This is a genomic window from Bradyrhizobium sp. CIR18 (genome assembly GCF_014198295.1).
Taxonomy (GTDB): Bacteria; Pseudomonadota; Alphaproteobacteria; order Rhizobiales; family Xanthobacteraceae; genus Bradyrhizobium.
The window spans coordinates 347,784-369,884 of sequence record NZ_JACIHF010000004.1 but is presented as its reverse complement, the minus strand read 5'-3'; the positions used below and the strand labels follow the sequence as shown (position 1 = coordinate 369,884).

Here is a 22,101-nt window from a genome sequence, read left to right as displayed (position 1 = left end):
CCGATCGATGGATCTCGTCCACAATCTGGCGATCGGCTTTGCGACCGCCGCCCAGCCCGCCAACCTGCTCTACGCCTTCTTCGGATGTCTGCTCGGGACCTTGATCGGCGTGCTTCCCGGCCTCGGCCCGCTCGCAACCATCGCGATGTTGCTGCCGATCACCTATGCACTGCCGCCGGACGCCGCGCTGATCATGCTCGCCGGAATCTATTACGGCGCGCAGTACGGCGGCTCGACCACTGCCATCGTCGTCAATTTGCCCGGCGAGTCCTCCTCTGTCGTGACCACGATCGATGGCTACCAGATGGCGAAGCAGGGCCGCGCCGGCGTCGCGCTCGCCACCGCTGCCATCGGCTCGTTTTTTGCCGGATGCGTGGCCACGCTCGCGCTGGCCGCCCTTGCAGGCCCGCTGACCGCGACGGCGCTGCTGTTTGGCCCAAAGGAATTCTTCGCGCTCATGATCCTGGGGCTGATCCTCGCCTCGGTGCTGTCGAGCGGCCCGTTCATCGAGGGCATCGGCATGGTCGTGCTCGGCATGCTCCTCAGCCTCGTCGGCACCGATCTGAACAGCGGCAGCCAGCGCTTTGCCTTCGGCATTCCCCAGCTGTTCGACGGTCTAGATTTCGTGCCGTTGGCGATGGGCATCTTCGGCTTTGCCGAGATCGTCAAAAATCTCGAGCAGGACGACAAGCTGTCGCTGGTCACCCAGAAGATCACCAATCTGTTTCCGACCCGCGACGACTTCCGCCGCATGGTGCCGGCGATGCTGCGCGGTACGGCGCTGGGCACGTTGCTGGGCGTCCTGCCTGGCGGCGGTGCGGTGCTCTCGTCCTTTGCGTCCTATACGCTCGAGAAGAAGCTGTCGCGCCATCCCGAGCAGTTCGGCAAAGGGGCCATCGAAGGCGTTGCAGGGCCTGAATCGGCGAATAACGCAAGCGCGCAGACCTCGTTCATTCCGCTGCTGACGCTCGGCGTTCCCTCCAACGTCGTGATGGCCCTGATGGTCGGCGCCATGAACATCCACAACATCCACCCGGGCCCGGAGGTGATGACGAAGAACCCGACCCTGTTCTGGGGCCTCATCGTCTCGATGTGGGTCGGCAATCTGATGCTGCTGATCCTCAATCTTCCGCTCGTCGGGCTGTGGGTGAAGCTGCTCACCATTCCTTACCGATATCTGTTTCCGGCGATCATGGTGTTCTGTTCGATCGGCGTCTATTCCATCAACAGCGGAACATTCGAGGTCTACGAGGCCGCGATGTTCTGCGTGTTCGGCTACGTCCTGATCAAGCTGCAATTGCCGGCGGCGCCGCTGCTGCTGGGGCTGGTTCTGGGCCCTGCCATCGAGGAGAATTTTCGCCGTGCCATGGTGCTGTCGCGCGGCGACGTCACCGTGCTGCTCACATCGCCGCTCTCGGCGAGCCTCCTGGCCGCGGCCGCCATCGCGATTCTCCTGATCATGCTGCCCACGATCCGGGCGCGGCGCGAGGAGGCGCTGCAGGAATGAGATGAGGGCATCAGCCGGATCCACCAGCTCAACATCGCCCGTCTCGCAACCAGAATGTCGTAACGCTCGGCAATTTCCGCCGATCTGAGCAGCCCCGTCCGTCCTGTCGCGACCCCCGGACCTATCGGCATTGCGGCCATCATCAGCCGGATCATGATCTCGCTGAGATCGAGCGCACCTCACGCAGCGGCAGATGTCGTCGCAATAAAGGCCACAGCAACGAAGTGATGGCGCCGAAGCATTCCTGACGACCGCACTCCCGGCGAATCTTCCTGCGGCATTTTGACCGCACCGATCTGCAATCATCGAAAGCGCATTTGAATCGTTCCAGACATTCTCCTCCCGGTTGGCGATGATCGAGGCATTCTAAGTCGCGCGCACGCATTTGCGTTGCCGTCACGATGGCGTCTTTTTAAAGAGGCGATGCAGATCGCTGACGTTCGGATGTTGCCGCCAAGACGAAGGCAGCAAACGCGCGTGCGCGTCTGCAGAGCAACTGATTGACGGGCCATGCATGCCGGCCGAGCTCGGATACGAAGAGCTGCTCTTCGATCCATGGTCGTTGCTGGTCAAACGCGGAAGCCGCTTCACGGCGGGCTGCGCGCTATTGATGAAGGACTTTCTGGAATGCGACGTGCGGGTGGGGATAAGACGGTAGCTCGCTTTGGTGCGGCGCTGCTGGGTGGTGTGGCATGGCTGACGTGGTTCGAATCGCCTGCTCAATCCCAAACGTCCCAGGGCGGTAATTCCCTTCCGCCCGTGACTGTCGAAGCCCCGACGCAACAGTCGGTTCGCCGTGCGCCAACCAGGCGAAACGATGCGCGGGTCCGATCGACCTCACGGCGCGCCCCGCAAGCCCCGACGGTCGCAGTGCAATCGCAACCGGCTGTCGTCCCGCCATTTGCCGGCGGGCAGGTCGCTCAAGGCGCGCGACTGGGGATGCTCGGAAATACCAACACCATGAAGTCGCCGTTCAGCGTGACGAGCTACACGGACAAGCTCATTCGGGATCAGCAAGCGGCAACGGGTGCGGATGCCCTGATCCTCGATCCCTCCGTGCGAAGTTCCCATCCGGCCGGCGGTATCGTCGATTCCTTCAACATACGCGGCTTTCCGATCAACGAAGGCAATAACGGTGAGTTCGCCTTCGAGGGCCTTTACGGAATCGCGCCGACATATCGGATCTTCACGGACTACGTCGAGCGCATCGAAGTGCTCAAGGGTCCCTCGGCCGCGCTCTCGGGCATGGCGCCCAATGGCGGCGTTGGCGGCGTCATCAATGTCGTGCCCAAGCGCGCGGAAGAGGATTTGACCCGCTTGACCGCGAGCTACGGCTCGACCGCTCGTTTCGGCGGTCACTGGGATGTTGCGAGGCGCTACGGCGATGGCAAGGAATGGGGCGTACGCGCCAGCGGAAGCGTCCGCGGCGGCGACACGCCCATCAATCGCCAATCCGAGACGACAGGTGTCGGATCGCTGGCGCTCGACTATCAAGGCGAACGGTTCAGGTCCTGGCTCTATCTCATCGCCCAGACCGATCGGTTCGACGCGCCGTCACGTCCCTTTCTGATGGCTCCCGGCCTGCAGGTGCCGAAGGCGCCGGACGGCAAGCTGAACGTGACCCAGCCCTGGGAATGGTCGCGCATCAACGACCAGTCCGCCTTGCTGCGGACCGAGTACGATCTCACCGAGCAGGTCACGCTGTTCGCGGATGTCGGCGGCTCCAAGACCAACGTCGAGCGGTTCTTCGGTCTTCCGACCATCGTCAGCACGAGCGGCAATACGACCTCAACGCCCCAGTACTTCGGCCTCAGCATCGATCGAACTACATATGATGGCGGTGTTCGCGCCCGCTTCGATACCGGCTTCGTCCACCATGCCGTCGCCTTCCAGGCCTCGGTCTATCACGACGCGCTGCACCGGCGGCTCACCAATGGCAGTCTGGTCACCTCGAACATCTACAGTCCGACCGTCGCGCCGACGCAGTTCGCGAACGAGATCAGCGACCGTCCCCGGCTCTCGGACAGCGAGCTTACCGGGCTCTCGATTGCCGACACCTTGTCCGTGCTCGATGAGCGCGTCCTGTTGACTTTGGGCGTCCGGCGCCAGGGCATCGAGGCGCACAACTACCTCTCCAACGTCGGGACACTGACGTCGTCCTATGACAAGAGCGCGGTCACCCCTGTGGTCGGCCTCGTCGTCCGGCCCGTGGACAATATTTCCCTGTACGCGAACTACGTCGAAGGTCTCGCCCGGGGCGACGTGGCTCCTCAGAACGCGTCCAATTTCGGCGAAGTGCTGCAGCCTTACGTCGCCAAGCAGTACGAGGCCGGCATCAAGGTGGATTTTGGCCGGATTGCAACCACCTTCAGCGCGTTCGAGATATCGAAGGCGAGCGGCGAGCTGTCCGCCGGGCGCTTCGCGGCGACAGGCGAGCAACGAGTCCGCGGGCTCGAATTCAACGTCTCCGGCGAGCTCACGCCGGATGTTCGTATCCTCGGAGGCGTTTCGCTGCTGGACGGCACCCTGACCAAGACCGCCGTCGCGGCCAATGTGGGCAACACGCCGATCGGCGTTCCGAACATACAGGCCAATATCGGCGCGGAGTGGGACCTCCCGTGGATGAGAGAGCTCACCGTGAATGGAGCCGTGATCTACACGGGCAGGCAGTTCGTCGACACAGCGAACAAGCAGCCGATTCCCGAGTGGACGCGGCTCGACCTCGGCGCTCGCTACACCACCGCGATCAACGGCAAGAAGACGGTTTTCCGCGCAAACATCCAGAACGTGACCGGTGAGAGTTACTGGTCCAGCGTGGCTTCGTTCGGAACGTTCTTCCTGGGAGCACCGCGCACATATCTCCTGTCGATGACCGTGGACATGTGATCGTTGCGCATTTCGCTTGCGTGAAACGCAGCCCAGCATTCCGCTCCGGCGCCGTGATGCGCCGGACTAAAAAAGTCTCCATTGAATCAACGAGGTGACTTCCGTCTCGGTGGGCCCTTTCGGCCGCCAGGCCGAAAAGTGGCGCGGCTCTTGCTCTTGCCAGTATGAGGGTTCTTGATAAACGTCATACTGCGGGATCAGGTGGATGGAGCAGGCGGTGAGGCGGACTCTGCGGGCGGTCGAGCCCGGAACGGTGGTGCTGTTCGGGGGGCTGATCGCCGCCAACATCGCCGCATGGGCCTGGGCCTTCGCGCTGTTCGGCGACCGGCCGACGGTGCTTGCGACTGCGCTGCTAGCGTGGGTGTTCGGTCTGCGCCACGCCGTCGATGCCGACCACATCGCCGCCATCGACAACGTCGTGCGCAAGCTGATGCAGACGGGTGGCGCGCCGCGTAGCGTCGGCCTCTATTTTGCGCTCGGCCATTCCACCGTCGTCGTGGTCGCGACCATATTGCTCGCGCTCGGCGTGGTGAGCCTGGGCGGCGATAGTCTGCTCAAGGAGATCGGGGGCCTCATCGGCACGTCGGTGTCGGCGCTGTTCCTGCTCGTGATCGCGGCCATCAATCTCGTCATCTTCGCCGGCCTGTGGCGGACGTTTCGCGCGGTGCGGGAGCAGGGGGTTCACGACGCCGAAGGTCTTGAGACGCTGCTCGCCAACCGCGGCTTCCTCGCGCGACTGCTCGGACCGCTGTTCCGCCTGGTCACGAAACCCTGGCACATGTATCCACTCGGCTTCCTGTTCGGGCTGGGCTTCGACACGGCGACCGAGATCGGCCTGCTCAGCATCTCAGCAACCGAAGCCGCGCGCGGCGCGTCGGTCGCCGACGTGCTGGTTTTCCCTGCACTGTTCGCGTCGGGCATGGCGCTGGTCGACACCGCCGATTCCGCGCTGATGGTGAGCGCCTATCGATGGGCCTTCGTCGATCCCTTGCGAAAGCTCTGGTACAACCTCACGATCACCGGCGCCTCCGTGGCGGTCGCGCTGTTCATCGGTGGTATCGAGGCGCTCGGGCTGATCGCCGACCGGCTCGACTTGTCCGGAGGGATGTGGACGCTGGTCGAGGGCCTCAACGAGTCGCTCGCCAATGTCGGCTTTGCCGTGATCGCGCTGTTTGCAATCGCCTGGCTCGTCTCGGTCGTGCTCTATCGCCGCATCTTTGCGGACGGCCGGCACCGGGCCGCGACGAAAGCTCTGGCATGCGCCGATGCGACCGAAGCGGCATGAGCCCTTTCGTGGCGGCGGCGCGCTGACGGCACTCTCGGCCCTTGTTCTGCTCGCGGATGACGGCCGCGCTTTCGCCCAGGGCGAAAACACCTCACGCGAGCTGCCGGCAATCCAGGTCGGCGGCGGCGAGACGGCGGGGCGCAAGAAGCCGGTCGCATCGCGCCGGGCCGGCAAGCCGTCCCCGGCCGACCACCGCATCCCCGCGTATCCGGCAGCGGCGCAAGCGTCGGATGTGCGCAGCGTCGCCTCGGGTGCAAAGGGTCAGCTTGGCATGGCCAGCGAGATCTCCGTCTCGGGCGAGGAGATCAATGCACGCCCTTTCACGCGGCCGGGCGAAGCGCTCGAAGCCGTGCCGGGTCTCATCGTGACGCAGCATTCCGGCGAGGGCAAAGCCAACCAGTATTTCCTGCGCGGCTATAATCTCGACCACGGCACAGACCTTGCCATCACCGTCGACGGCGTCCCCGTGAACATGCGCACCCACGCGCACGGCCAGGGCTATGCCGATCTCAACTGGCTGATCCCGGAAACCATCGCCGCAGTGGACGCGCGCAAGGGGCCGTACTTCGCCGACGAAGGCGATTTCGCTTCGGCCGGCAGCGTCCATATCGGTCTGATCGACCGCACCAGGGGAATAGCGCAGCTGACCACCGGCAGCTTCGGCTATCGCCGCCTGCTCGGCATGGACTCCGCGAAGGTCGGTGACGGCTCCTTGCTCGTGGCCGGCGAGATCGGGACCTACAACGGCCCGTGGGACAACCCGGACAATGTGCGAAAGCTCAACGGCCTCGTGCGCTATAGCCAGGGCACCGCGACCGACGGCGTCTCCGTCACCGGCATGGCCTACGCCAACAAATGGAATTCGACGGACCAGGTCCCGCAGCGCGCGATCGCATCCGGCTTTCTCGATCGCTTCGGCTCGGAAGATCCAAGCGACGGCGGCAACACCAACCGCTTCGCGCTCTCGGGCCGCATCGCGCAGAGCGACGATCTCGGCTCCTGGAAATCCAACGCCTATGTCGTGAAGAGCCAGCTCGACCTCTTCAACAATTTCACCTACTTCCTCAGCGATCCCGTGCTCGGCGACCAGTTCCACCAGCACGACGATCGCCTGATGGCGGGCGCCAACATTTCGCGCACGCTGAACGGCTCGCTGGCAGGCTTGCCGATGCAGACCAGCTTTGGCCTGCAGTCGCGCTATGATGCGATCGATCTCGCGCTCACCAACACTTTCCAGCGCGGCTTCCTTGCCAACATTCGCAGCGACAAGGTCGGCGAGGGGAGCGTCGGCATCTATGCCGAAAATACGGTGCGCTGGACCGACTGGCTCAGGACGACGCTGGGCTGGCGCGGCGACTATTATGCCGCCGACGTCACCTCGCGGTTCAATGCCAACAACTCCGGCCGCACCGACGCCGTACTCGGCAGCCCGAAATTCAGGATGGTGCTCGGCCCGTTCAACCAGACCGAATTCTTCTTCGGCGCCGGCTACGGCATGCACTCCAACGACGCCCGCGGCGCGACCACGGCGGAGGATCCCAGCGATCCCGCGACGAGGCTGACGCCATCGCCGCTCCTGGTGCGCACCAGGGGTGCAGAGGTCGGCGTGCGCAGCAGGATCGTACCCGGCCTCGACACCTCGCTCAGCGTCTTTATCCTCGATCAGGATTCCGAGATCCTGTTCTCCGGCGATGCCGGGGATACGTCAGCGACCCGCGCCAGCCGCCGCTACGGCTTCGAATGGACCAACCACTACCGGCCGACGTCCTGGATCGACATCGACGCCGATCTCGCAATGACCCATGCACGCTTCCGCGGCTATGATAGCGAGCAGGCGGACGTCTATGCCTCGCTCTCCGGCTATCCCGAGGCGCAGATCGGTCACGCGCCCGGCAACTACATTCCGAATGCGCCGGCGATGGTGGCATTGGCAGGCGTCACGCTGGGCGAGAGAACAGGCTGGTTCGGAACTTTGCGCTGGCGCTATCTGGCGTCGAGCCCTCTGACAGAGGACAACGCATTCCGCTCCTCTGCGACCAGCATTTTCAACGGCCGCCTTGGCTATCGCATCGACAATGGCTGGCGCCTTCAGCTCGACGTGTTGAACCTCCTCAACACGAGGGCGAACCAGATCAGCTATGCCTATGGCTCGCTGCTCAAGACCGATACGCTCTACAACCTCTGCATATCGGGCACTGCGCCAACTTCAGTCTGTCAGAACGGCGTGATGGACTACGTGCTACACCCCGTGGAGCCGTTGACGTTCCGTCTTACCATCGCCGGGACGTTCTAGGTCGCGGCAGGCCATGGGCCGCGAGAGTCTCCGCGCGAAAAAATGGTCCCGCAACGCGCGATGCGTTGCAGGCGAGGTTTGTTGTGGTAGTGAACGGCGAGGTTGGCGACACATCGCGGCCTGAAAGCCCAGCAGGGGGACCGTCGATGAACCGTGACCTCGATCTCGCCGACTTCGAACTGCACCCGCAGCGTGGTGCGGTGCTGGCCGAGGTGCATGCCCGCCCATTCACCCGGCTGACAGCGCCGGTCACGGTGCTGCGCTTTGCCTTTCTCGGCCAGGGCGAGGTCGCTGAGGCGGACCGGCAGAGCTTCGTGGCATTCTGCATGTCGCACGGCCAGGCGCCGCCGGACGCCGGAACCAAGCATCATCAGGTGACGATCGACACCACCCAGCTCCGCCGGGAGCAGCACTCGGAGTTCAGCACCTTCACCTGGATCCTGAGCAGCCCGGAGACGCCCGCGCGCCGGTTCGGCGAGATCGGTGAAGAGCCGGCCGCGTTGATCCGGTCTCTGCGCCAATCCGGCCAATTGCTGGTCGCCGTCAAGCTCGAGGTCGAGCAGACTTCGGCGGCGCTGGAGCGTGCGCAGCAGTTGTTCGAGAGAGGCAGTCTCGCCATCGCCGCGGTCCGCAGCGGACCTGCCGTCGTCGCATCCGACTTTCGCACGGACGATCAGGGCTTCGTCCGCATTCTCGTTTGCAACGACGGCCTCTCGCCCGGCCGGCTCGGCGCCCTTGTGCAGCGTGTGCTGGAGATCGAGACCTATCGCACGCTGGCGCTGCTCGGTCTGCCCGCCGCGCTCGAGCTTGCGCCCGCTGTCGATCATATCGGTAGGCGGCTCGTCGAAGTGCTTGAGGAGATGCAGGGCGCCGAGGATCTCAAGCTCAACAACCATCTCCTGACGGAACTGACCGCATTGGCGGCTTCGCTCGAAAGGGGAGCTGCCGGCAGCTCGTTTCGGTTCGGCGCGAGCCGCGCCTACAACGACATCGTGCAGGCGCGCCTCGCCGTGATCGAAGGCGGCGAGATCGCGGGCTATCCGACCTGGTCCTCCTTCCTCGCCCGCCGCATGGCACCTGCGATGCGCACCTGCGCGACGATGGAGGACCGGCAGGCCGATCTGTCGATCAAGCTCGCGCGCGCGGCTGATCTGTTGCGCACACGCGTCGATGTCGAGCTCGAGGAGCAGAACCGCGATCTGCTGCGCTCGATGGATGAGCGTACCCGGTTGCAATTGAGGCTACAGAGCACGGTCGAAGGCTTGTCGGTGGCGGCCATCGGCTACTACGTCGTCAGCCTGTTCGGCTACCTCGCCAAGGGCGCCCATGACGGCGGCCTGCATGTCGAGCCTTCGCTGGCAACCGCGATCTTCGTGCCGGTTGCCGTGGCGGTGGTCTGGATCGTCACCCGCAATATCCGCAGGCGGCACTTGAAGCACGACGAAATGTCCGGCGCTCACGACTGAAGGCGCAAACGAGGCCCTTGCGCTCCCGCGCCGATCCGGGATGTCGCTACGCTCGGGCTCCGGGGCCGAGCCTGTGTCGCCCTCTGTCAATCCGCTTCGCTAAAAATATTCCACTTTACCGAAATTCGGTTTCGGCGTATGTGTTGCCCATCCCGGCTCACCCAAGAGGGGCGACTATGTGTCGTCACTGTCGCGAGCCGGGTCTGCGGTGGACGCGGCAGCGTCGGCACGAGAGGCGCGGGCAGGGCGGGTAGTCCCTGTGAGCCCGAGGCTTCGTGCGGATGAGCGGCGCTGTTCAGTTCGTCTCGCCACATTCTTCCGGCAACGTCGACAAGGCCGGGAGATAATGTGGTGACCAGCGAACGCGCGTACGGCAAAACCGTGTGGTCCTGGCCGTCGTTGCTACGGTCAAGCCTTTCGCGGAGATGCGAGCGAGCCCAACCGGGCAGACTGCATCATCCAAATTCGCGGGGCGAGGGAGGCCAGAAGGAATGGTCGGCTCCCGGGAGATCACGGCATAAGCCGTCCAACCATCGCGCAGGGAAGGCCGAGTGATCGGCACCACCTGTATGCTGCTGTGCGGTTCTTTCTGCGTGTGCTTTTCGCGCAGCGGACCGCGGGTGCGAGCCGGCACCCGGCCTTCCCTGCGCCCTCTTGGCCTTAGAGGGTAGCGAGACGAAGCAAAGCTCGGGCGAATTGCGCCGCGAGGCTGCGAAGGCATGTCCGTCACCAACTCACCGTCGTCGCCCGGCTTGAGGCGAATTCGTCAGGTCGAGACCCCGAACAGTCTGCGAACGGCCGGCAGCCACTCGCCGGTCATCGTGAACTCGAGCCCGAGGCGCGCGCCGCAGGCGATGGCCAACATCGTGACGGGTGCCGAAACCGCGAGCGTCGACAGCGCGCTGAGGCCCTGACCGATGGTGCAGCCCATCGACATGATGCCGCCGATGCCCATCAGCAGCGCGCCGATCATGTGACGCTTCAGCTCGCGTGCGTCGTCGCACGCTTCCCAGCGGAAGCCGCGCGCGAGCATCGCAGCGGCAAACGAGCCTGCGACGACGCCGGCAACCGAGCCGATGCCGAAATTGAGCCGCGCGCCGGAGAAGGTGGCGACGTAGAGAATGGCGTCACCAAGCGGCGCCACGAAGCTGAGCGAGGAGACCCGCACGGGGTCGAACTCGTCGTCGGCAAGCCATCCGGTGGCAAACCAGCCGAACGCAATCGCGGCGCCGACGGCAATGCCGGAGGCCAGCAGCCGCGGCGACCGGATCAGCCTGCCATCTGCAAGGGCCCAGAAGGCGAGCGCGGCGGACATCGCCACGACGAGGATCGCGCGCATCGCGCTGCCTGCGCCGAGCAGCGACGTCAAGGTCTGGGTGCTTCCCTCGGGTAGCCGCAACGACAACGGCTCGATCAGCATCAGGCGCAGCATGCCGGTGATGCCGCGCATGGTCGCGAGCGCCGACAGGCCGAGCACGAGAAAGACCACGATGGCGCGCAGATCGCCGCCGCCAACGCGCACCAGCGTGCCGAAGCCGCAGGTGCCGACTAGCGCCATACCGACGCCGAACATCAGCCCGCCGATGATCGCACCGCCAAGACCGATCGACGCCGTGAGGTAGATTGACCGCGACAGATCGACAATGCCGAACGCGGCGAGCACCTGGGTCGCGAGCAGGGCGACTGCCGCGGCCAGCGCGAAGGATTTCAGCCGACGAAAATCCGATCCGAAGAATGCGTCCTCGAGCATCGCCAGCGTACAGAAACGACCCGCGCGGCCGGCAACGCCGAGCACGGCGCCGGCGGCAAGCCCGCATGCGAACGCTATGGTCGAAGGGCTCAGCATTCCTCCCGCTTCGTTTTTGGTTCTGCCTTGCGGGTAGTCTGCGCCGGTGGGGCGCGAAAATCCAGCGTGGAGAACTACCGGCGGCGCCGGCGCACCGGCTCGCAGAACACGTCGTAAACGGCGGTGAGAATCTTGCGGACGTCCTCGCTGGCGAGACTGTAGTAGATCGTCTTGCCGTCGCGGCGGGTCGTCACCAGCCGATCGAGCCGCAACCGCGCGAGCTGCTGGGAGACGGTCGATTGGCGCTCGCCAAGGAACTGCTCAAGCTCGGTCACGGACTTCTCGCCCTCGGCGAGGATGCAGAGCAGCAGCAATCGGGACTCGTGCGACAGCGCCTTGAGCATGTCGCTGGCCTCGCGCGCCTTCTCGATCATCTGCTCGAGTTCGGCGGAGCCCTCGATATCCTTCAGCTTTGGCAACGGCATCGCGTCAAGTTCCTCTCAGAAAATCCGCAAGATGGTCACGACCTCCCGGGTTCCGATCCCGTGTTTGACAGGATTCGGTCCAACAGGCCGAAGAAGAAGGCATCGCCGGGATAGCCGCGAATGCGCCCGATCTCACGGCCCTCTTGTACCACGACGAAGGTCGGCGTGAAGGGACCCGGATCGATTCCGGCGAGATCGGCGGGAAGGGGGCTGTTCAGGTCGACCCGGCGCAGTGGTGCAGCCCGGCTTTCGTCGGTCTTGCCGTAGATCGGGGCGATCTCGGCGTTGAAGCGCGCGCACCAGGCGCAGCCGGCGCGCTCGAACATGACGAGCTCGGCGGCGCGCGATGCCGTGGCGGGCAGCGTGAGCCCGACGGCGAGCGCGAGCAAAACGATGATTCTGTGCATGCTGCGTAACCGGCCTTTGCAGACTTCCTCGTGAAGGACTTGCTTTCCAAACGTCGATCGGCGCTTTATATCATTAAATTCGTATATGTGCTAGGGATGGGGCGGAAATGACCTTGGACGTTACGCTGGGTGCGGCCTTCGTCGCGGGCCTGTTGTCGTTCCTGTCGCCCTGCATCCTGCCCCTGGTGCCGCCCTTCCTGTGCTACATGGCCGGCGTCTCGGTCACGGATCTGTCCGGCGACAGGCCGGATCTGCGGCCGCGGATCCTGATCTCCGCGCTGGCCTTCGTGGCGGGCTTTTCGCTGGTGTTCGTCGCGCTCGGCTCGACCGCCTCGATCGCGGGACGTTTCATTTCCGCGCACCTGTCGACGCTCGGCATCGTCGCCGGCGGGCTGATTATCGTCATGGGCCTGCATTTCCTGGGGCTCCTTCGGATTCCGCTGCTCTATCGCAGCGCGACCGTGCAAGTCGACAACCGCCCGGCCGGCGTGGCGGGGGCTTTCGTCATGGGCCTGGCCTTTGCGTTTGGCTGGACGCCCTGTGCCGGCCCCATCCTCGCCGCCGTCCTGCTGATGGCGGGATCGGAGGACACGACCGGACGGGGCGCACTGCTGCTCCTCGCCTATTCGGTCGGGACCGGCATTCCCTTCCTGGTCGCGGCGGCCTTCACCAGTCGCTTCATTGCCGCGCTCGGCCGTGTGCGCCGGCATCTCGGCCTGATCGAGAAGACGATGGGCGTATTCCTGGTCGCGACGGGTCTGATGTTCCTGACCGGATTGATGCCCGTGGTCTCCGAATGGCTGCTCGAGCATTTTCCTGCATTGACCAGCATCGGCTGAGGCTAGCCGTAACGGAAGTCGAGCAACTGGGCAAAGGATTGCAGCTCGATGAGATAACGATGCACGAGGGGGCCGTCGCCCGCCATCGCGGCATGAGCGATCTCGCCGCTGCTGGCGATTGCGCCGTCGATCAGGCGGCGGAATTCACCTTGGGCGGCGATCTCGCTGTTTGCCCATTCGTTACGGCGTTGAAGCCGATCGCGGAACGCGCTCGCGGCGGCGACGGTGTCCTCGGCATTCGCCGATGCCGGCTGTTCGCCGTACCTGGTGGCGGCGATACGCAACGCTTCCATGGCGGGCGCAATCTCGAAGATGCAATCGCCGAGGTCGTACAGGCCCGCGTGACGCCTGAGCGCGTGAAAAGCCTGCCGAACTGCAAGCAACTCGCGGCCGGCGGCGACATTGTCTCCGCGGTCCAGCGCGCCCGTGATCGCCGTGAGTCTCTCGCGACCTCCGTCGAGAAATCGCGTCAATTCGGCCGGCGCATAAGCGGGTGGAGGACCGGATGCGCTCGGCACAAGCCGCTTCCACCCGGCGACCGCTTCGTCCGTCTCGATCTGCGCCAGTGCGAAATTTCCAGTGCGCGCATAGCTCGCGGCGGTGCGCAGATTGGCCATGATAGGCGCCATCGCCGATGCGAAATCCGCAGGTCTATCGGCTTCCGCGCCGAGCGCGAGCGCGTTCGAGGCCAGCCATGCCAGCAGCACGATGGTGCAGCGCAAGATCGGATCTCCTTGTCACATTCGTGTATTCGAATATCATAATGAAAATGAGCAACGCGCAAGACTTTCCGAGGAACGAAACCCCGACGTCGCTTCGCACGCCGACGCGACGCGGCGTCCTGGCATTCGCTGCAGGCGCGGCGTTGGCCGGCCGCGGCGTGGCGGCGGCCGAGCCCGCCGTCGGAGAAGACGGGCTCTATCACGAGCCCTGGTTTCTGCAGAGCTTCCTCGATCTGCGCGAGGATCTGGAGGGCGCTGCGGCCGGCGGCAAGCGGCTTGCCATCGTGTGGGAGCTGCGCGGCTGCCCCTATTGCCGCGAGACGCATCTTGTGAACTTCGCCGATGCCGGCATCGCCAGCTATATCCGCGACAATTTCGAGGTGTTGCAGCTCAACCTGATCGGCTCGCGCAAGGTGACGGACTTCGACCGCCAGGAATTAACAGAGAAAGAGCTCGCCCAGAAATACGGGATCCGGTTCACGCCGACCTTTCAGTTCTTTCCACCATCCGCCGATGGCCTCGAAACAAAGGATGCAATGGCGCGCGAGGTGGCGCGGGCACCCGGCTATCTCAAGCCGCCGCACTTCCTGGCGATGTTTCGCTTCGTGCGGGAGCGCGCTTACGAGCGCGGCTCGTTCCGGGATTTTCTGGCCGCGAACGGCTGATGCGGAACGCCGTCGAATTCCGCTTGACGCCAGCGTTTATATGAACATATCATAATAACTGAATTTGATGGACTGTGAGTCCATCGTGACCAAGCGGGCGTCACCCCGCGATCCGAGGGTAGGGAACATGCGGCGCTCGCTTGCAGCTGCGTTTGCACTTTGTCTGTCGGCCGGAAGCGCTCTGGCGCAAGATCCGAACAAGGAGCCGATCAGGCTCGATATCGTCAACGACTCCTTGCCGAAATCCCTGACCGGCGCGCCCGGTAATGCCGCCGCCGGCAAGAAGGTGTTTCTGACGCGCACGCTCGGCAATTGCCTGGCCTGCCACCAGGTCACCAGCCTGAAGTCCGAGGATTTCCACGGCGAGTTCGGTCCGTCGCTGGACGGCGTGGCCGGCCGCTACACCGAGGAGCAATTGCGCCTCATCATCGCCGACCCCAAGCGCATCTTCACCGACACCGTCATGCCGGCGTTCTTCAGGAATGATGGCCTCAGCCGGGTGCGCCCGGAGTTCGTCGGCAAGTCCATTTTGACGGCCGCGCAGGTCGAGGACGTCATCGCTTTTCTCAAGACGCTGAACTGACGGCGAGGAGGATCAGGAATGAGAGCCATCAATCGACGGCAGGCATTTGCGCTCGGGGGCGGCTTCGTCGTGCTGACGCTGATGCCCATCGCAGCCGATGCCGAAGTGACGGGCGATGCGGCGAAGTGGATCGAGACGTTCACCGGCGGCAAGCAGCCTGCCAAGGGCAAGATCGCGCTCGACCTGCCGGAGATCGCGGAGAACGGCAACACCGTGCCGCTCTCGATCAACATCGAGAGCCCGATGACGGCAGACGCCTATGTGAAAGACGTTCTGATCATCGCCGACGGCAACCCCAATGCGGGCGTGGCGACGCTGTCGTTTACGCCGCTGTCGGGCAAGGCGGAAGCTTCGATCCGGATCCGGCTTGCGACCACGCAGAACGTGATTGCGGTCGCGAAGATGAGTGACGGTTCGCTGTTCATGGAGCAGAAGACCGTCAAGGTCACCATCGGCGGCTGCGGCGGCTAGGGCGTCAGGAGAGGAACAATGGCAGACAAACCGCGCATCAAGCTTCCCAAGGAAGCGGCCAAAAGCGAGGTGATCCAGATCAAGACCCTGGTCTCGCATGTCATGGAATCCGGCCAGCGCAAGGACGCGCAGGGCAAGGCCATTCCGCGCAAGATCATCAACAAGTTCGCCTGCGAGTTCAACGGAAAGCCGGTGTTCTCCTGCGCGCTCGAGCCTGCGATCTCGGCCAATCCCTACGTCCAGTTCGACGCGCGGGTCGACGAAGCCGGCACGTTCAAGTTCTCCTGGACGGACGACGATGGCACGGTGATCACGGCTGAAGAGAAGATTGCGCTCAAGGCATAATGCGCATCGCGCATTGAGGGAGGCACGCAATGGCGCGACGATATGTTGGGTTGGCCGCTCTGGTCGCGGCCGCCGCGTCGGTTGCGACGCTCGCGGTCGCCGAGGACGCTGAGCGCAAGGGCATCGCGGCTCCGCCCGGCCACGTCTTCAAGACCATCATCTCCGGCTACGAATTTCGCAGCAAGGAGACCCGCGCGCTGCAGGACGACGATCTCGAAAATCCGGGCTTCCTCGCCGTGGAGCGCGCGGCTGACGTCTGGAAGAAGGTCGAGGGCAGCGAGGGCAAGTCCTGCATGAGCTGTCACGGCGAGGCCGAGACCAGCATGAAGGGCGTCGGCGCCGCCATGCCGAAATGGGACGACAAGCTGAAGAAGCCGGTCAATCTCGAACAGCGCATCAACATCTGCCGCAGCGAGCACATGAAGGCCGAGTCCTGGAAATTCAAATCCCGTGAGCTGACCGACATGACAGCGTTCGTGCGCTACCAATCGCACGGCATGAAAGTCTCGGTGAAGACCGACGGGCCGATGTCGCCCTGGTTCGAGCGCGGCAAGCAGATCTATTACACGCGCTACGGCCAACTCGATCTCGCCTGCGAGTCCTGCCACGAGCGCAACAACGGCAAGTTCATGCGCGCGGACTTCCTGAGCCAGGGCCAGACCAACGGTTTTCCGACCTATCGGCTGCGCGACCAGCGCCTGGTGCCACTGCATGAGCGATTCGAAGGCTGCATGTTCGACGTGCGCGCCGAGCCGTTCAAGCCGCTATCGGACGAGTTCCTCGCGCTCGAGCTCTATGTGGCCTGGCGCGGCATCGGCCTTCCGGTCGAGACGCCATCGGTGCGCAACTGAAACGTTGAGCTTGCAGGAGTGTTGCGCATGATCTCTCGCCGCGAGTTCATTCAGGTTGCCGCGGCAACGGCGGGACTTTCGACCGGTGTGGGCTCCAGCCTGACCCGTGCGTTCGCCCAGCAGCGCTTGACCGAAAAGGAATTGTTGGCCTTCGAGCCGCTCGGCAACGTCACGCTGGTGCATGTGACCGATATCCACGGCCAGCTGATGCCGCTCTATTTCCGCGAGCCCTCGACCAATCTCGGCGTGGGCGAGGCCAAGGGCCTTCCGCCGCACGTCACCGGCAAGGAGTTTCTCGCCCGCTTCGGCATCGCGCCCGGCTCGTCGGCGGCTTATGCCCTGAGCTCGGAGGATTTCGAGGCGCTCGCCAAGAGCTATGGCCGGATCGGCGGCCTCGACCGCGCCGCGACCGTGATCAAGGCGATCCGTGCCGAGCGCGGCGACAAGGTCGCATTGCTCGACGGCGGCGACACCTGGCAGGGCTCATGGTCGTCACTGAAGACGCGCGGCCAGGACATGATCGACTGCATGGCACTGCTCAAGCCCGACGCCATGACCGGGCATTGGGAGTTCACCTACGGCAGCGAGCGGGTCAAGCAGGCCATCGAAGGCCTCGGCTACCCGTTCCTCGGCCTCAATATCCGCGACACCGAATGGAACGAGGCGGCGTTCGACCCCTCGACGATGATCGAGCGTGGCGGCGTCAAGATCGCGGTGCTCGGCCAGGCCTTCCCCTATACACCGGTCGCCAATCCGCGCTGGATGATTCCGAACTGGTCGTTCGGCGTGCGCGAGGAGGACGTCCAGGCGCAAGTCGACAAGGCGCGCAAGGGCGGCGCGCAGCTCGTCGTGCTGCTCTCGCATAACGGCTTTGACGTCGACCGCAAGCTCGCGAGCCGCGTCAAGGGCATCGACGTCATCCTGACCGGGCATACCCATGACGCTTTGCCCGAGGCCGTCAAAGTCGGCAAGACCCTGCTGATCGCCTCGGGCTCCTCCGGCAAGTTCGTCTCGCGGCTCGATCTCGATGTCCGCGACGGTGAGATCAAGGCTTTCAGGTACAAGCTCATTCCGCTGTTCTCCGATGTGATCACGGCGGACGCCGAGATGGCCGCGAAGATCGCCGAGGTCCGCAAGCCTTTCGCGTCCGATCTGGCCAAGGTGCTCGGCAAGACCGACTCGCTGCTCTACCGGCGCGGCAATTTCAACGGCACGTTCGACGATCTGATCTGCCAGGCGCTGCTGCAGGAGCGCGATGCCGAGATCGCACTCTCGCCCGGTTTCCGCTGGGGCACCAGCGTGCTGCCGGGGCAGGACATCACCTTTGAGGACGTTACCAACGCCACCGCGATCACCTATCCCGCGGTCTACCGCATGGGCATGACCGGCGCGCGGCTGAAGGAGATCATTGAGGACGTCGCCGACAATCTCTTCAACGTCGACCCCTATTATCAGCAGGGCGGCGACATGGTGCGGATCGGCGGATTGTCCTACGCGATCGACGTCGCCAAGCCGCAGGGCCAGCGCATCTCGGACATGCAGATGGTCAAGACCGGCGCGCCGATCGATCCGGCCAGGGAATATCAGGTCGCCGGCTGGGCCAGCGTCAACGAAGGAACCGAAGGGCCGCCGATCTGGGACGTCGTCGCGAATTACCTGACGCGACAGAAAACCGTTCGGCTCGAGCCCAACCGGGCCGTCAAAGTTACCGGAGCGTAAGAAGCGATGTCGAAGATGGACAGTCAATCCCGTCGCAGCTTCCTGGCCGCCGGCGCCGGCGTCGCAGCCTCGATGCTGGCAAGGCCGGCGGCCGCAGGCGGAAATCCCGCCAACCAGCCGCCCAATGTGCCGGAATGGACCAAGTCGCTCGGCGAGGGCGTCGCGGTGCGTCCGTATGGTAAGCCGTCGAAATTCGAGAAGGACGTCGTCCGGCGCGACGTCGAATGGCTGACCGCCTCGCGCGAATCCTCGGTGAGTTTCACGCCGCTGCATGAGCTCGAAGGCATCATCACCCCGAACGGCCTCTGTTTCGAGCGGCATCACGGCGGCATCGCCGAGATCGATCCGGCCGATCATCGCCTGATGATCCACGGGCTGGTCGAGCGTCCGCTCATTCTCACCCTGGAGGAGTTGAAGCGCTATCCGCGCGTCAACCGCATCCACTTCATGGAATGCGCGGCGAATTCGGGCATGGAATGGCGCGGCGCCCAGCTCAATGGCTGCCAGTTCACCCACGGCATGATCCACTGCGTGCAGTACACCGGCGTCTCGCTGCGCACCCTGCTGGAGGAAGCCGGCGTCAAGGCGAGCGGCAGGTGGCTGCTGGTCGAAGGCGCCGACGCGGCGGCGATGGACCGCAGCCTGCCGATCGAGAAAGCGCTCGACGACTGCATCATCGCCTACAAGATGAACGGCGAGGCGCTCTATCCCGAGCAGGGCTATCCGATGCGGCTCGTGGTGCCGGGCTGGCAGGGCAATCTCTGGGTCAAGTGGCTGCGCCGCATCAAGGTCGGCGACCAGCCCTGGCACACCCGCGAGGAGACGTCGAAATACACGGACCTCATGCCGAACGGCAAGGCGCGCCGCTTCACCTGGTCGATGGACGCCAAGTCCGTGATCACGAGCCCGAGCCCGCAAGCGCCGATCAAGCACGGCAAAGGCTTTACCATCGTCTCGGGTCTGGCCTGGAGCGGCAACGGCAAGGTCAAGCGCGTGGACGTGTCACTCGACGGCGGCCGAAATTGGTGGCCGGCGCGGCTCGACGGGCCCGTTCTCGACAAGGCGCTGACGCGTTTTTACTACGAGTTCGACTGGAACGGTGAGCCGCTGCTGCTGCAATCGCGCGTGCAGGACGAAACCGGCTACGCGCAGCCGAGCAAGGCGGAGTTGCGCAAGATCCGCGGCGTCAACTCCATCTATCACAACAATGGCATCCAGACCTGGCATGTGCAGGCCAATGGTGAGGTCGAGAATGTCGAAGTCGCTTAAGTTCACTGCAGCCGCGCTGCTCGCATGCGCGCTGAGCGTGCCGGCGCTCGCGCAGCAGAAGGCGGACGCCAAGAGCGGTCCACGCTATCACATTGGCCGCGCGCCGACCGCGGACGAGATCCACGGCTGGGATATCGACGTGCGGCCCGACGGTCAGGGCCTGCCGGAAGGCAAGGGCACGGCCATGCAGGGCGAAAAGCTGTTCATGGACAATTGTTCGTCCTGCCACGGCGAGTTCGGCGAGGGCAACGGCCGCTGGCCGGTGCTGGCCGGCGGCAAGGGCTCACTGACGTCTGACAACCCGGTCAAGACGGTCGGCTCGTACTGGCCCTACGCGTCCACCGTGTTTGACTACGTCCGTCACGCTATGCCTTATGGCAATACGGGATCCCTGTCCGTCGATGAATATTATGCGCTGGTCGCTTACGTCCTCTATCTGAACGACGTCGTCACCGATCAGAACTTCGAGCTGAACAAGAAGACCCTTGCGACGATCAAGATGCCGAACGAGCAGGGGTTCGTGATGGACGACCGCGCCACCAGCGAGAAGTCGTTCTGGCAGAAAGACCCCTGCATGAAGAACTGCATTGCCCCGGTGAAGATCACGGGGCGCGCTGCCGCCATCGACGTGACGCCCGAGGACGGCAAGGAGAAGAAGTCGCGGGGCGTGGAGTGAGACACGGCCGGGCGAGCCGCCGCGCGCTGCTGCATGCGGCTCTCGCTGTTGGCTCGCTCATCGTAATCCATCCGGCCGTGGCCCAGGCGGCCGAACCCCACAGGCTCGCGCTGCAGATCAGCGACGACGACCCGGTCAAGATGCGCGCCGTGCTCGATGTTGCGGCCAACGTCTCGCGGCATTATTCGGGGCAGGGCGAGGACGTCGAAATCGCAGTGGTTGCCTTCAACGGCGGCCTCGACATGCTGCTTCAGGACCGCTCGCCGGTGAAGGAGCGCCTGGCGAACTTCCTGAAATCGATGCCCAATGTGAGCTTCATCGCTTGCGGCAACACGCTGGAGACGCTGGCGACGAAGGAGGACAAGCGGCCGCCGCTGATTGAGGGCGTCAGCGTCACGCAGGTCGGGGTTGCCGCGCTGATGGATTTGGCGGAGAAGAACTGGACGATTGTCCGGCCCTGAGGAGAAAGCCGCTGATGCGATGGTTGATAGGACTGACCGCCTTGCTCGCGTTCGCAGGGTCCGCATATGCGGCCGAACAGGAGCTCGAATTGTCGGTCGACGGCCGCACCACGCTCGCGACACTGCGCACGCCAGCCGCGATGACACCGGACACGCCGCTCGTCGTAATGACCCACGGCACGCTCGCGCACAAGGACATGGAGGTCATTCAGGGCGTTGCCAAGGCGCTTGAGCAGCGCGGCATCGCTTCGCTCGCCCACACGCTGTCGCTGGGGCTCGATCGCCGCAAAGGCATGTACGATTGTACCGCACGGCATGATTATGTCGTTGAGGATGCAGTCGCGGAGATCGGCGCCTGGGTCGCGCGGGCGAGGGGCATGTCCCGGCTCGTCTTCGCGTTCGGCCATTCGCGCGGCGGCAACCAGGTGGCGCGGTATCTTGCAGCGAACGAGACTTCGCCGGTGGCGGGTGGGGTGCTGCTGGCGCCGGTGACCGCAAAAGCCGAGGCCGATCTGCGCGCCTCCTATGCCAAGACCTATGGCAAGCCGCTCGAGCCGGTTCTGGAGCTGGCGACGAAAGCGGTTGCGGCGGGCCGGGGCGGGGAGTGGATGGACGTGCCGGGCTTCGTCTATTGCCGCAATGCCGTGGTTTTCGCGCGGGCCTTTGCGTCATTCTACGGTCCCGATGCCGGCCAGGACACGGCCGCGCTGGTGGCGCGCGTGAAGCTGCCGGTGCTGGTGCTCGCCGCGACCAAGGACACCGTCGTGCCCGACGTGGCGGCCGCCTTCACGTCGCTTGCCGGTTCGAGCGGGGGCAGGGTGCATCTCGACAAGATCGAGGATGCCGATCATTTCTTCCGCGACCTGTTCGCGGAAGACGTTGCCGATCGAATCGCCGAGTTCATCAAGCAGGCACGATAGGAGGGACCATGCAGCGTCGATCCATGCTTGGCGCGAGCCTTGCCGGGCTGTTTGGTGCGTTCGCGGTGCGCCAGGCGTCGGCGGCGACGGAAACGGCCGCGCGACAGCGCGTCGTCTATCATCTGGCCGATGCCGATCGTGTCGTCTTTGTTCTGGGCAATCTGCAGAACCATGTCGACGGCGTCGGTGGACCCGGCAAGGCCGACATCAGGCTGGTCGTGCACGGACCGGCGCTGCGTGCCTTCCACGCGCTCGCGGCGCAGGACCACACCGTTGCGATGATGACGAAGCTCGTCGATGCCGGCGTCGGCTTCGATGCCTGCGCCAACACGATGAAGGCGCAGGGCGTCAAGCTGGACGATCTCACGCCCGGTTTCGTGGTGGCCGAGAAGGGCGTGGTGCGGCTCGTCGAGTTCCAACAGCAGGGATTTGCCTATTTGCACCCCTGAGGCCGCTGTGTTCCGG

At 64.4% G+C, this 22,101-nt stretch carries 22 protein-coding genes; 18 read left to right on the top strand and 4 right to left on the bottom strand.

What is annotated here, in order from left to right; genetic code table 11:
• Positions 1–7: 7 nt before the first annotated feature.
• From GGD65_RS17515 to GGD65_RS17490, 6 genes are all read left to right on the top strand, one after another.
• Positions 8–1,507 carry a tripartite tricarboxylate transporter permease gene (locus GGD65_RS17515; RefSeq protein ID WP_183236037.1) on the top strand — a complete coding sequence of 500 codons (1,500 nt, stop codon included), beginning with the start codon at positions 8–10 and terminating at the stop codon, positions 1,505–1,507.
• A gap of 514 nt (positions 1,508–2,021) precedes the next feature.
• Positions 2,022–2,165 (top strand): hypothetical protein, encoded by a 144-nt coding sequence (locus GGD65_RS17510; protein WP_183236143.1) that lies wholly within the window; start codon positions 2,022–2,024, stop codon positions 2,163–2,165.
• Positions 2,166–2,446: 281 nt separating this feature from the next.
• On the top strand, positions 2,447–4,393 hold the full coding sequence (locus GGD65_RS17505; RefSeq protein ID WP_246783321.1) for a TonB-dependent siderophore receptor: 1,947 nt from the start codon (positions 2,447–2,449) through the stop codon (positions 4,391–4,393).
• 205 nt (positions 4,394–4,598) lie between these two features.
• On the top strand, positions 4,599–5,678 hold the full coding sequence (locus GGD65_RS17500) for a HoxN/HupN/NixA family nickel/cobalt transporter (protein ID WP_183236035.1): 1,080 nt from the start codon (positions 4,599–4,601) through the stop codon (positions 5,676–5,678).
• Positions 5,659–7,971 carry a TonB-dependent receptor gene (locus tag GGD65_RS17495; RefSeq protein ID WP_183236034.1) on the top strand — a complete coding sequence of 771 codons (2,313 nt, stop codon included), beginning with the start codon at positions 5,659–5,661 and terminating at the stop codon, positions 7,969–7,971. The genes GGD65_RS17500 and GGD65_RS17495 overlap by 20 nt, the downstream gene beginning before the upstream one ends.
• Before the next feature lie 146 nt (positions 7,972–8,117).
• Positions 8,118–9,437 (top strand): DUF3422 domain-containing protein, encoded by a 1,320-nt coding sequence (locus GGD65_RS17490; protein WP_183236033.1) that lies wholly within the window; start codon positions 8,118–8,120, stop codon positions 9,435–9,437.
• Between the two features lie 766 nt (positions 9,438–10,203).
• Here GGD65_RS17490 and GGD65_RS17485 read toward each other — a convergent pair.
• The 3 genes from GGD65_RS17485 to GGD65_RS17475 all read right to left on the bottom strand — a co-directional run bounded on the left by GGD65_RS17485 (position 10,204) and on the right by GGD65_RS17475 (position 12,115).
• On the bottom strand, positions 10,204–11,283 hold the full coding sequence (locus tag GGD65_RS17485) for a YeeE/YedE family protein (protein WP_183236032.1): 1,080 nt from the start codon (positions 11,281–11,283) through the stop codon (positions 10,204–10,206).
• Between the two features lie 74 nt (positions 11,284–11,357).
• Positions 11,358–11,708, bottom strand: a complete 351-nt coding sequence (locus tag GGD65_RS17480; RefSeq protein WP_018316042.1) for a metalloregulator ArsR/SmtB family transcription factor — start codon at positions 11,706–11,708, stop codon at positions 11,358–11,360.
• A 35-nt stretch (positions 11,709–11,743) separates the two neighbouring features.
• Positions 11,744–12,115, bottom strand: a complete 372-nt coding sequence (locus GGD65_RS17475) for a thioredoxin (RefSeq protein ID WP_183236031.1) — start codon at positions 12,113–12,115, stop codon at positions 11,744–11,746.
• Between the two features lie 107 nt (positions 12,116–12,222).
• On the opposite strand from GGD65_RS17475, the gene GGD65_RS17470 reads away from it, so the two are divergent.
• Positions 12,223–12,954 (top strand): cytochrome c biogenesis CcdA family protein, encoded by a 732-nt coding sequence (locus tag GGD65_RS17470; RefSeq protein WP_183236030.1) that lies wholly within the window; start codon positions 12,223–12,225, stop codon positions 12,952–12,954.
• 2 nt (positions 12,955–12,956) lie between these two features.
• On the opposite strand, the gene GGD65_RS17465 is transcribed toward GGD65_RS17470, so the two are convergent.
• Positions 12,957–13,676: a hypothetical protein gene (locus GGD65_RS17465; protein ID WP_183236029.1), complete on the bottom strand. Its 720-nt coding sequence runs from the start codon at positions 13,674–13,676 to the stop codon at positions 12,957–12,959.
• A 47-nt stretch (positions 13,677–13,723) separates the two neighbouring features.
• Between GGD65_RS17465 and GGD65_RS17460 the strand changes: the two genes are divergently transcribed.
• The 11 genes from GGD65_RS17460 to GGD65_RS17410 all read left to right on the top strand — a co-directional run bounded on the left by GGD65_RS17460 (position 13,724) and on the right by GGD65_RS17410 (position 22,085).
• Complete coding sequence (locus GGD65_RS17460; protein ID WP_246783320.1) at positions 13,724–14,341, top strand: thioredoxin family protein; 618 nt, start codon at positions 13,724–13,726, stop codon at positions 14,339–14,341.
• 127 nt (positions 14,342–14,468) lie between these two features.
• Positions 14,469–14,924, top strand: a complete 456-nt coding sequence (soxX, locus tag GGD65_RS17455; RefSeq protein ID WP_092261868.1) for a sulfur oxidation c-type cytochrome SoxX — start codon at positions 14,469–14,471, stop codon at positions 14,922–14,924.
• 18 nt (positions 14,925–14,942) lie between these two features.
• A complete protein-coding gene (gene soxY / locus GGD65_RS17450) occupies positions 14,943–15,395 on the top strand; it encodes a thiosulfate oxidation carrier protein SoxY (protein ID WP_183236028.1) in 453 nt (150 codons plus the stop codon).
• A gap of 18 nt (positions 15,396–15,413) precedes the next feature.
• Positions 15,414–15,740 (top strand): thiosulfate oxidation carrier complex protein SoxZ, encoded by a 327-nt coding sequence (soxZ, locus tag GGD65_RS17445; RefSeq protein ID WP_183236027.1) that lies wholly within the window; start codon positions 15,414–15,416, stop codon positions 15,738–15,740.
• Positions 15,741–15,769: 29 nt separating this feature from the next.
• Positions 15,770–16,591 carry a sulfur oxidation c-type cytochrome SoxA gene (gene soxA, locus GGD65_RS17440; RefSeq protein ID WP_183236026.1) on the top strand — a complete coding sequence of 274 codons (822 nt, stop codon included), beginning with the start codon at positions 15,770–15,772 and terminating at the stop codon, positions 16,589–16,591.
• Between the two features lie 27 nt (positions 16,592–16,618).
• Positions 16,619–18,310, top strand: a complete 1,692-nt coding sequence (gene soxB, locus GGD65_RS17435; protein ID WP_183236025.1) for a thiosulfohydrolase SoxB — start codon at positions 16,619–16,621, stop codon at positions 18,308–18,310.
• Positions 18,311–18,316: 6 nt separating this feature from the next.
• Complete coding sequence (gene soxC, locus GGD65_RS17430) at positions 18,317–19,579, top strand: sulfite dehydrogenase (RefSeq protein ID WP_183236024.1); 1,263 nt, start codon at positions 18,317–18,319, stop codon at positions 19,577–19,579.
• Complete coding sequence (locus tag GGD65_RS17425) at positions 19,563–20,255, top strand: c-type cytochrome (protein ID WP_246783319.1); 693 nt, start codon at positions 19,563–19,565, stop codon at positions 20,253–20,255. Before soxC ends, GGD65_RS17425 begins: the two co-directional genes overlap by 17 nt.
• Positions 20,252–20,716, top strand: coding sequence for a hypothetical protein (locus GGD65_RS17420; RefSeq protein WP_409362745.1), 465 nt, complete (start codon positions 20,252–20,254; stop codon positions 20,714–20,716). Before GGD65_RS17425 ends, GGD65_RS17420 begins: the two co-directional genes overlap by 4 nt.
• A gap of 14 nt (positions 20,717–20,730) precedes the next feature.
• The gene (locus GGD65_RS17415; RefSeq protein ID WP_183236022.1) at positions 20,731–21,636 is read left to right on the top strand and encodes a S9 family peptidase; all 906 of its coding nucleotides are present in this window, start codon (positions 20,731–20,733) and stop codon (positions 21,634–21,636) included.
• 8 nt (positions 21,637–21,644) lie between these two features.
• Positions 21,645–22,085 (top strand): DsrE family protein, encoded by a 441-nt coding sequence (locus GGD65_RS17410; RefSeq protein ID WP_183236021.1) that lies wholly within the window; start codon positions 21,645–21,647, stop codon positions 22,083–22,085.
• The last annotated feature ends 16 nt before the right edge of the window (positions 22,086–22,101 follow it).

Coding starts and splice junctions, on each gene's coding strand:
- GGD65_RS17515 (WP_183236037.1), top strand. CDS start 8: ATGGATCTCGTCCACAATCTGGCGATCGGCTTTGCGACCGCCGCCCAG.
- GGD65_RS17510 (WP_183236143.1), top strand. CDS start 2,022: ATGCCGGCCGAGCTCGGATACGAAGAGCTGCTCTTCGATCCATGGTCG.
- GGD65_RS17505 (WP_246783321.1), top strand. CDS start 2,447: ATGCTCGGAAATACCAACACCATGAAGTCGCCGTTCAGCGTGACGAGC.
- GGD65_RS17500 (WP_183236035.1), top strand. CDS start 4,599: ATGGAGCAGGCGGTGAGGCGGACTCTGCGGGCGGTCGAGCCCGGAACG.
- GGD65_RS17495 (WP_183236034.1), top strand. CDS start 5,659: ATGCGACCGAAGCGGCATGAGCCCTTTCGTGGCGGCGGCGCGCTGACG.
- GGD65_RS17490 (WP_183236033.1), top strand. CDS start 8,118: ATGAACCGTGACCTCGATCTCGCCGACTTCGAACTGCACCCGCAGCGT.
- GGD65_RS17485 (WP_183236032.1), bottom strand. CDS start 11,283: ATGCTGAGCCCTTCGACCATAGCGTTCGCATGCGGGCTTGCCGCCGGC.
- GGD65_RS17480 (WP_018316042.1), bottom strand. CDS start 11,708: ATGCCGTTGCCAAAGCTGAAGGATATCGAGGGCTCCGCCGAACTCGAG.
- GGD65_RS17475 (WP_183236031.1), bottom strand. CDS start 12,115: ATGCACAGAATCATCGTTTTGCTCGCGCTCGCCGTCGGGCTCACGCTG.
- GGD65_RS17470 (WP_183236030.1), top strand. CDS start 12,223: ATGACCTTGGACGTTACGCTGGGTGCGGCCTTCGTCGCGGGCCTGTTG.
- GGD65_RS17460 (WP_246783320.1), top strand. CDS start 13,724: ATGAGCAACGCGCAAGACTTTCCGAGGAACGAAACCCCGACGTCGCTT.
- soxX (WP_092261868.1), top strand. CDS start 14,469: ATGCGGCGCTCGCTTGCAGCTGCGTTTGCACTTTGTCTGTCGGCCGGA.
- soxY (WP_183236028.1), top strand. CDS start 14,943: ATGAGAGCCATCAATCGACGGCAGGCATTTGCGCTCGGGGGCGGCTTC.
- soxZ (WP_183236027.1), top strand. CDS start 15,414: ATGGCAGACAAACCGCGCATCAAGCTTCCCAAGGAAGCGGCCAAAAGC.
- soxA (WP_183236026.1), top strand. CDS start 15,770: ATGGCGCGACGATATGTTGGGTTGGCCGCTCTGGTCGCGGCCGCCGCG.
- soxB (WP_183236025.1), top strand. CDS start 16,619: ATGATCTCTCGCCGCGAGTTCATTCAGGTTGCCGCGGCAACGGCGGGA.
- soxC (WP_183236024.1), top strand. CDS start 18,317: ATGTCGAAGATGGACAGTCAATCCCGTCGCAGCTTCCTGGCCGCCGGC.
- GGD65_RS17425 (WP_246783319.1), top strand. CDS start 19,563: ATGTCGAAGTCGCTTAAGTTCACTGCAGCCGCGCTGCTCGCATGCGCG.
- GGD65_RS17415 (WP_183236022.1), top strand. CDS start 20,731: ATGCGATGGTTGATAGGACTGACCGCCTTGCTCGCGTTCGCAGGGTCC.
- GGD65_RS17410 (WP_183236021.1), top strand. CDS start 21,645: ATGCAGCGTCGATCCATGCTTGGCGCGAGCCTTGCCGGGCTGTTTGGT.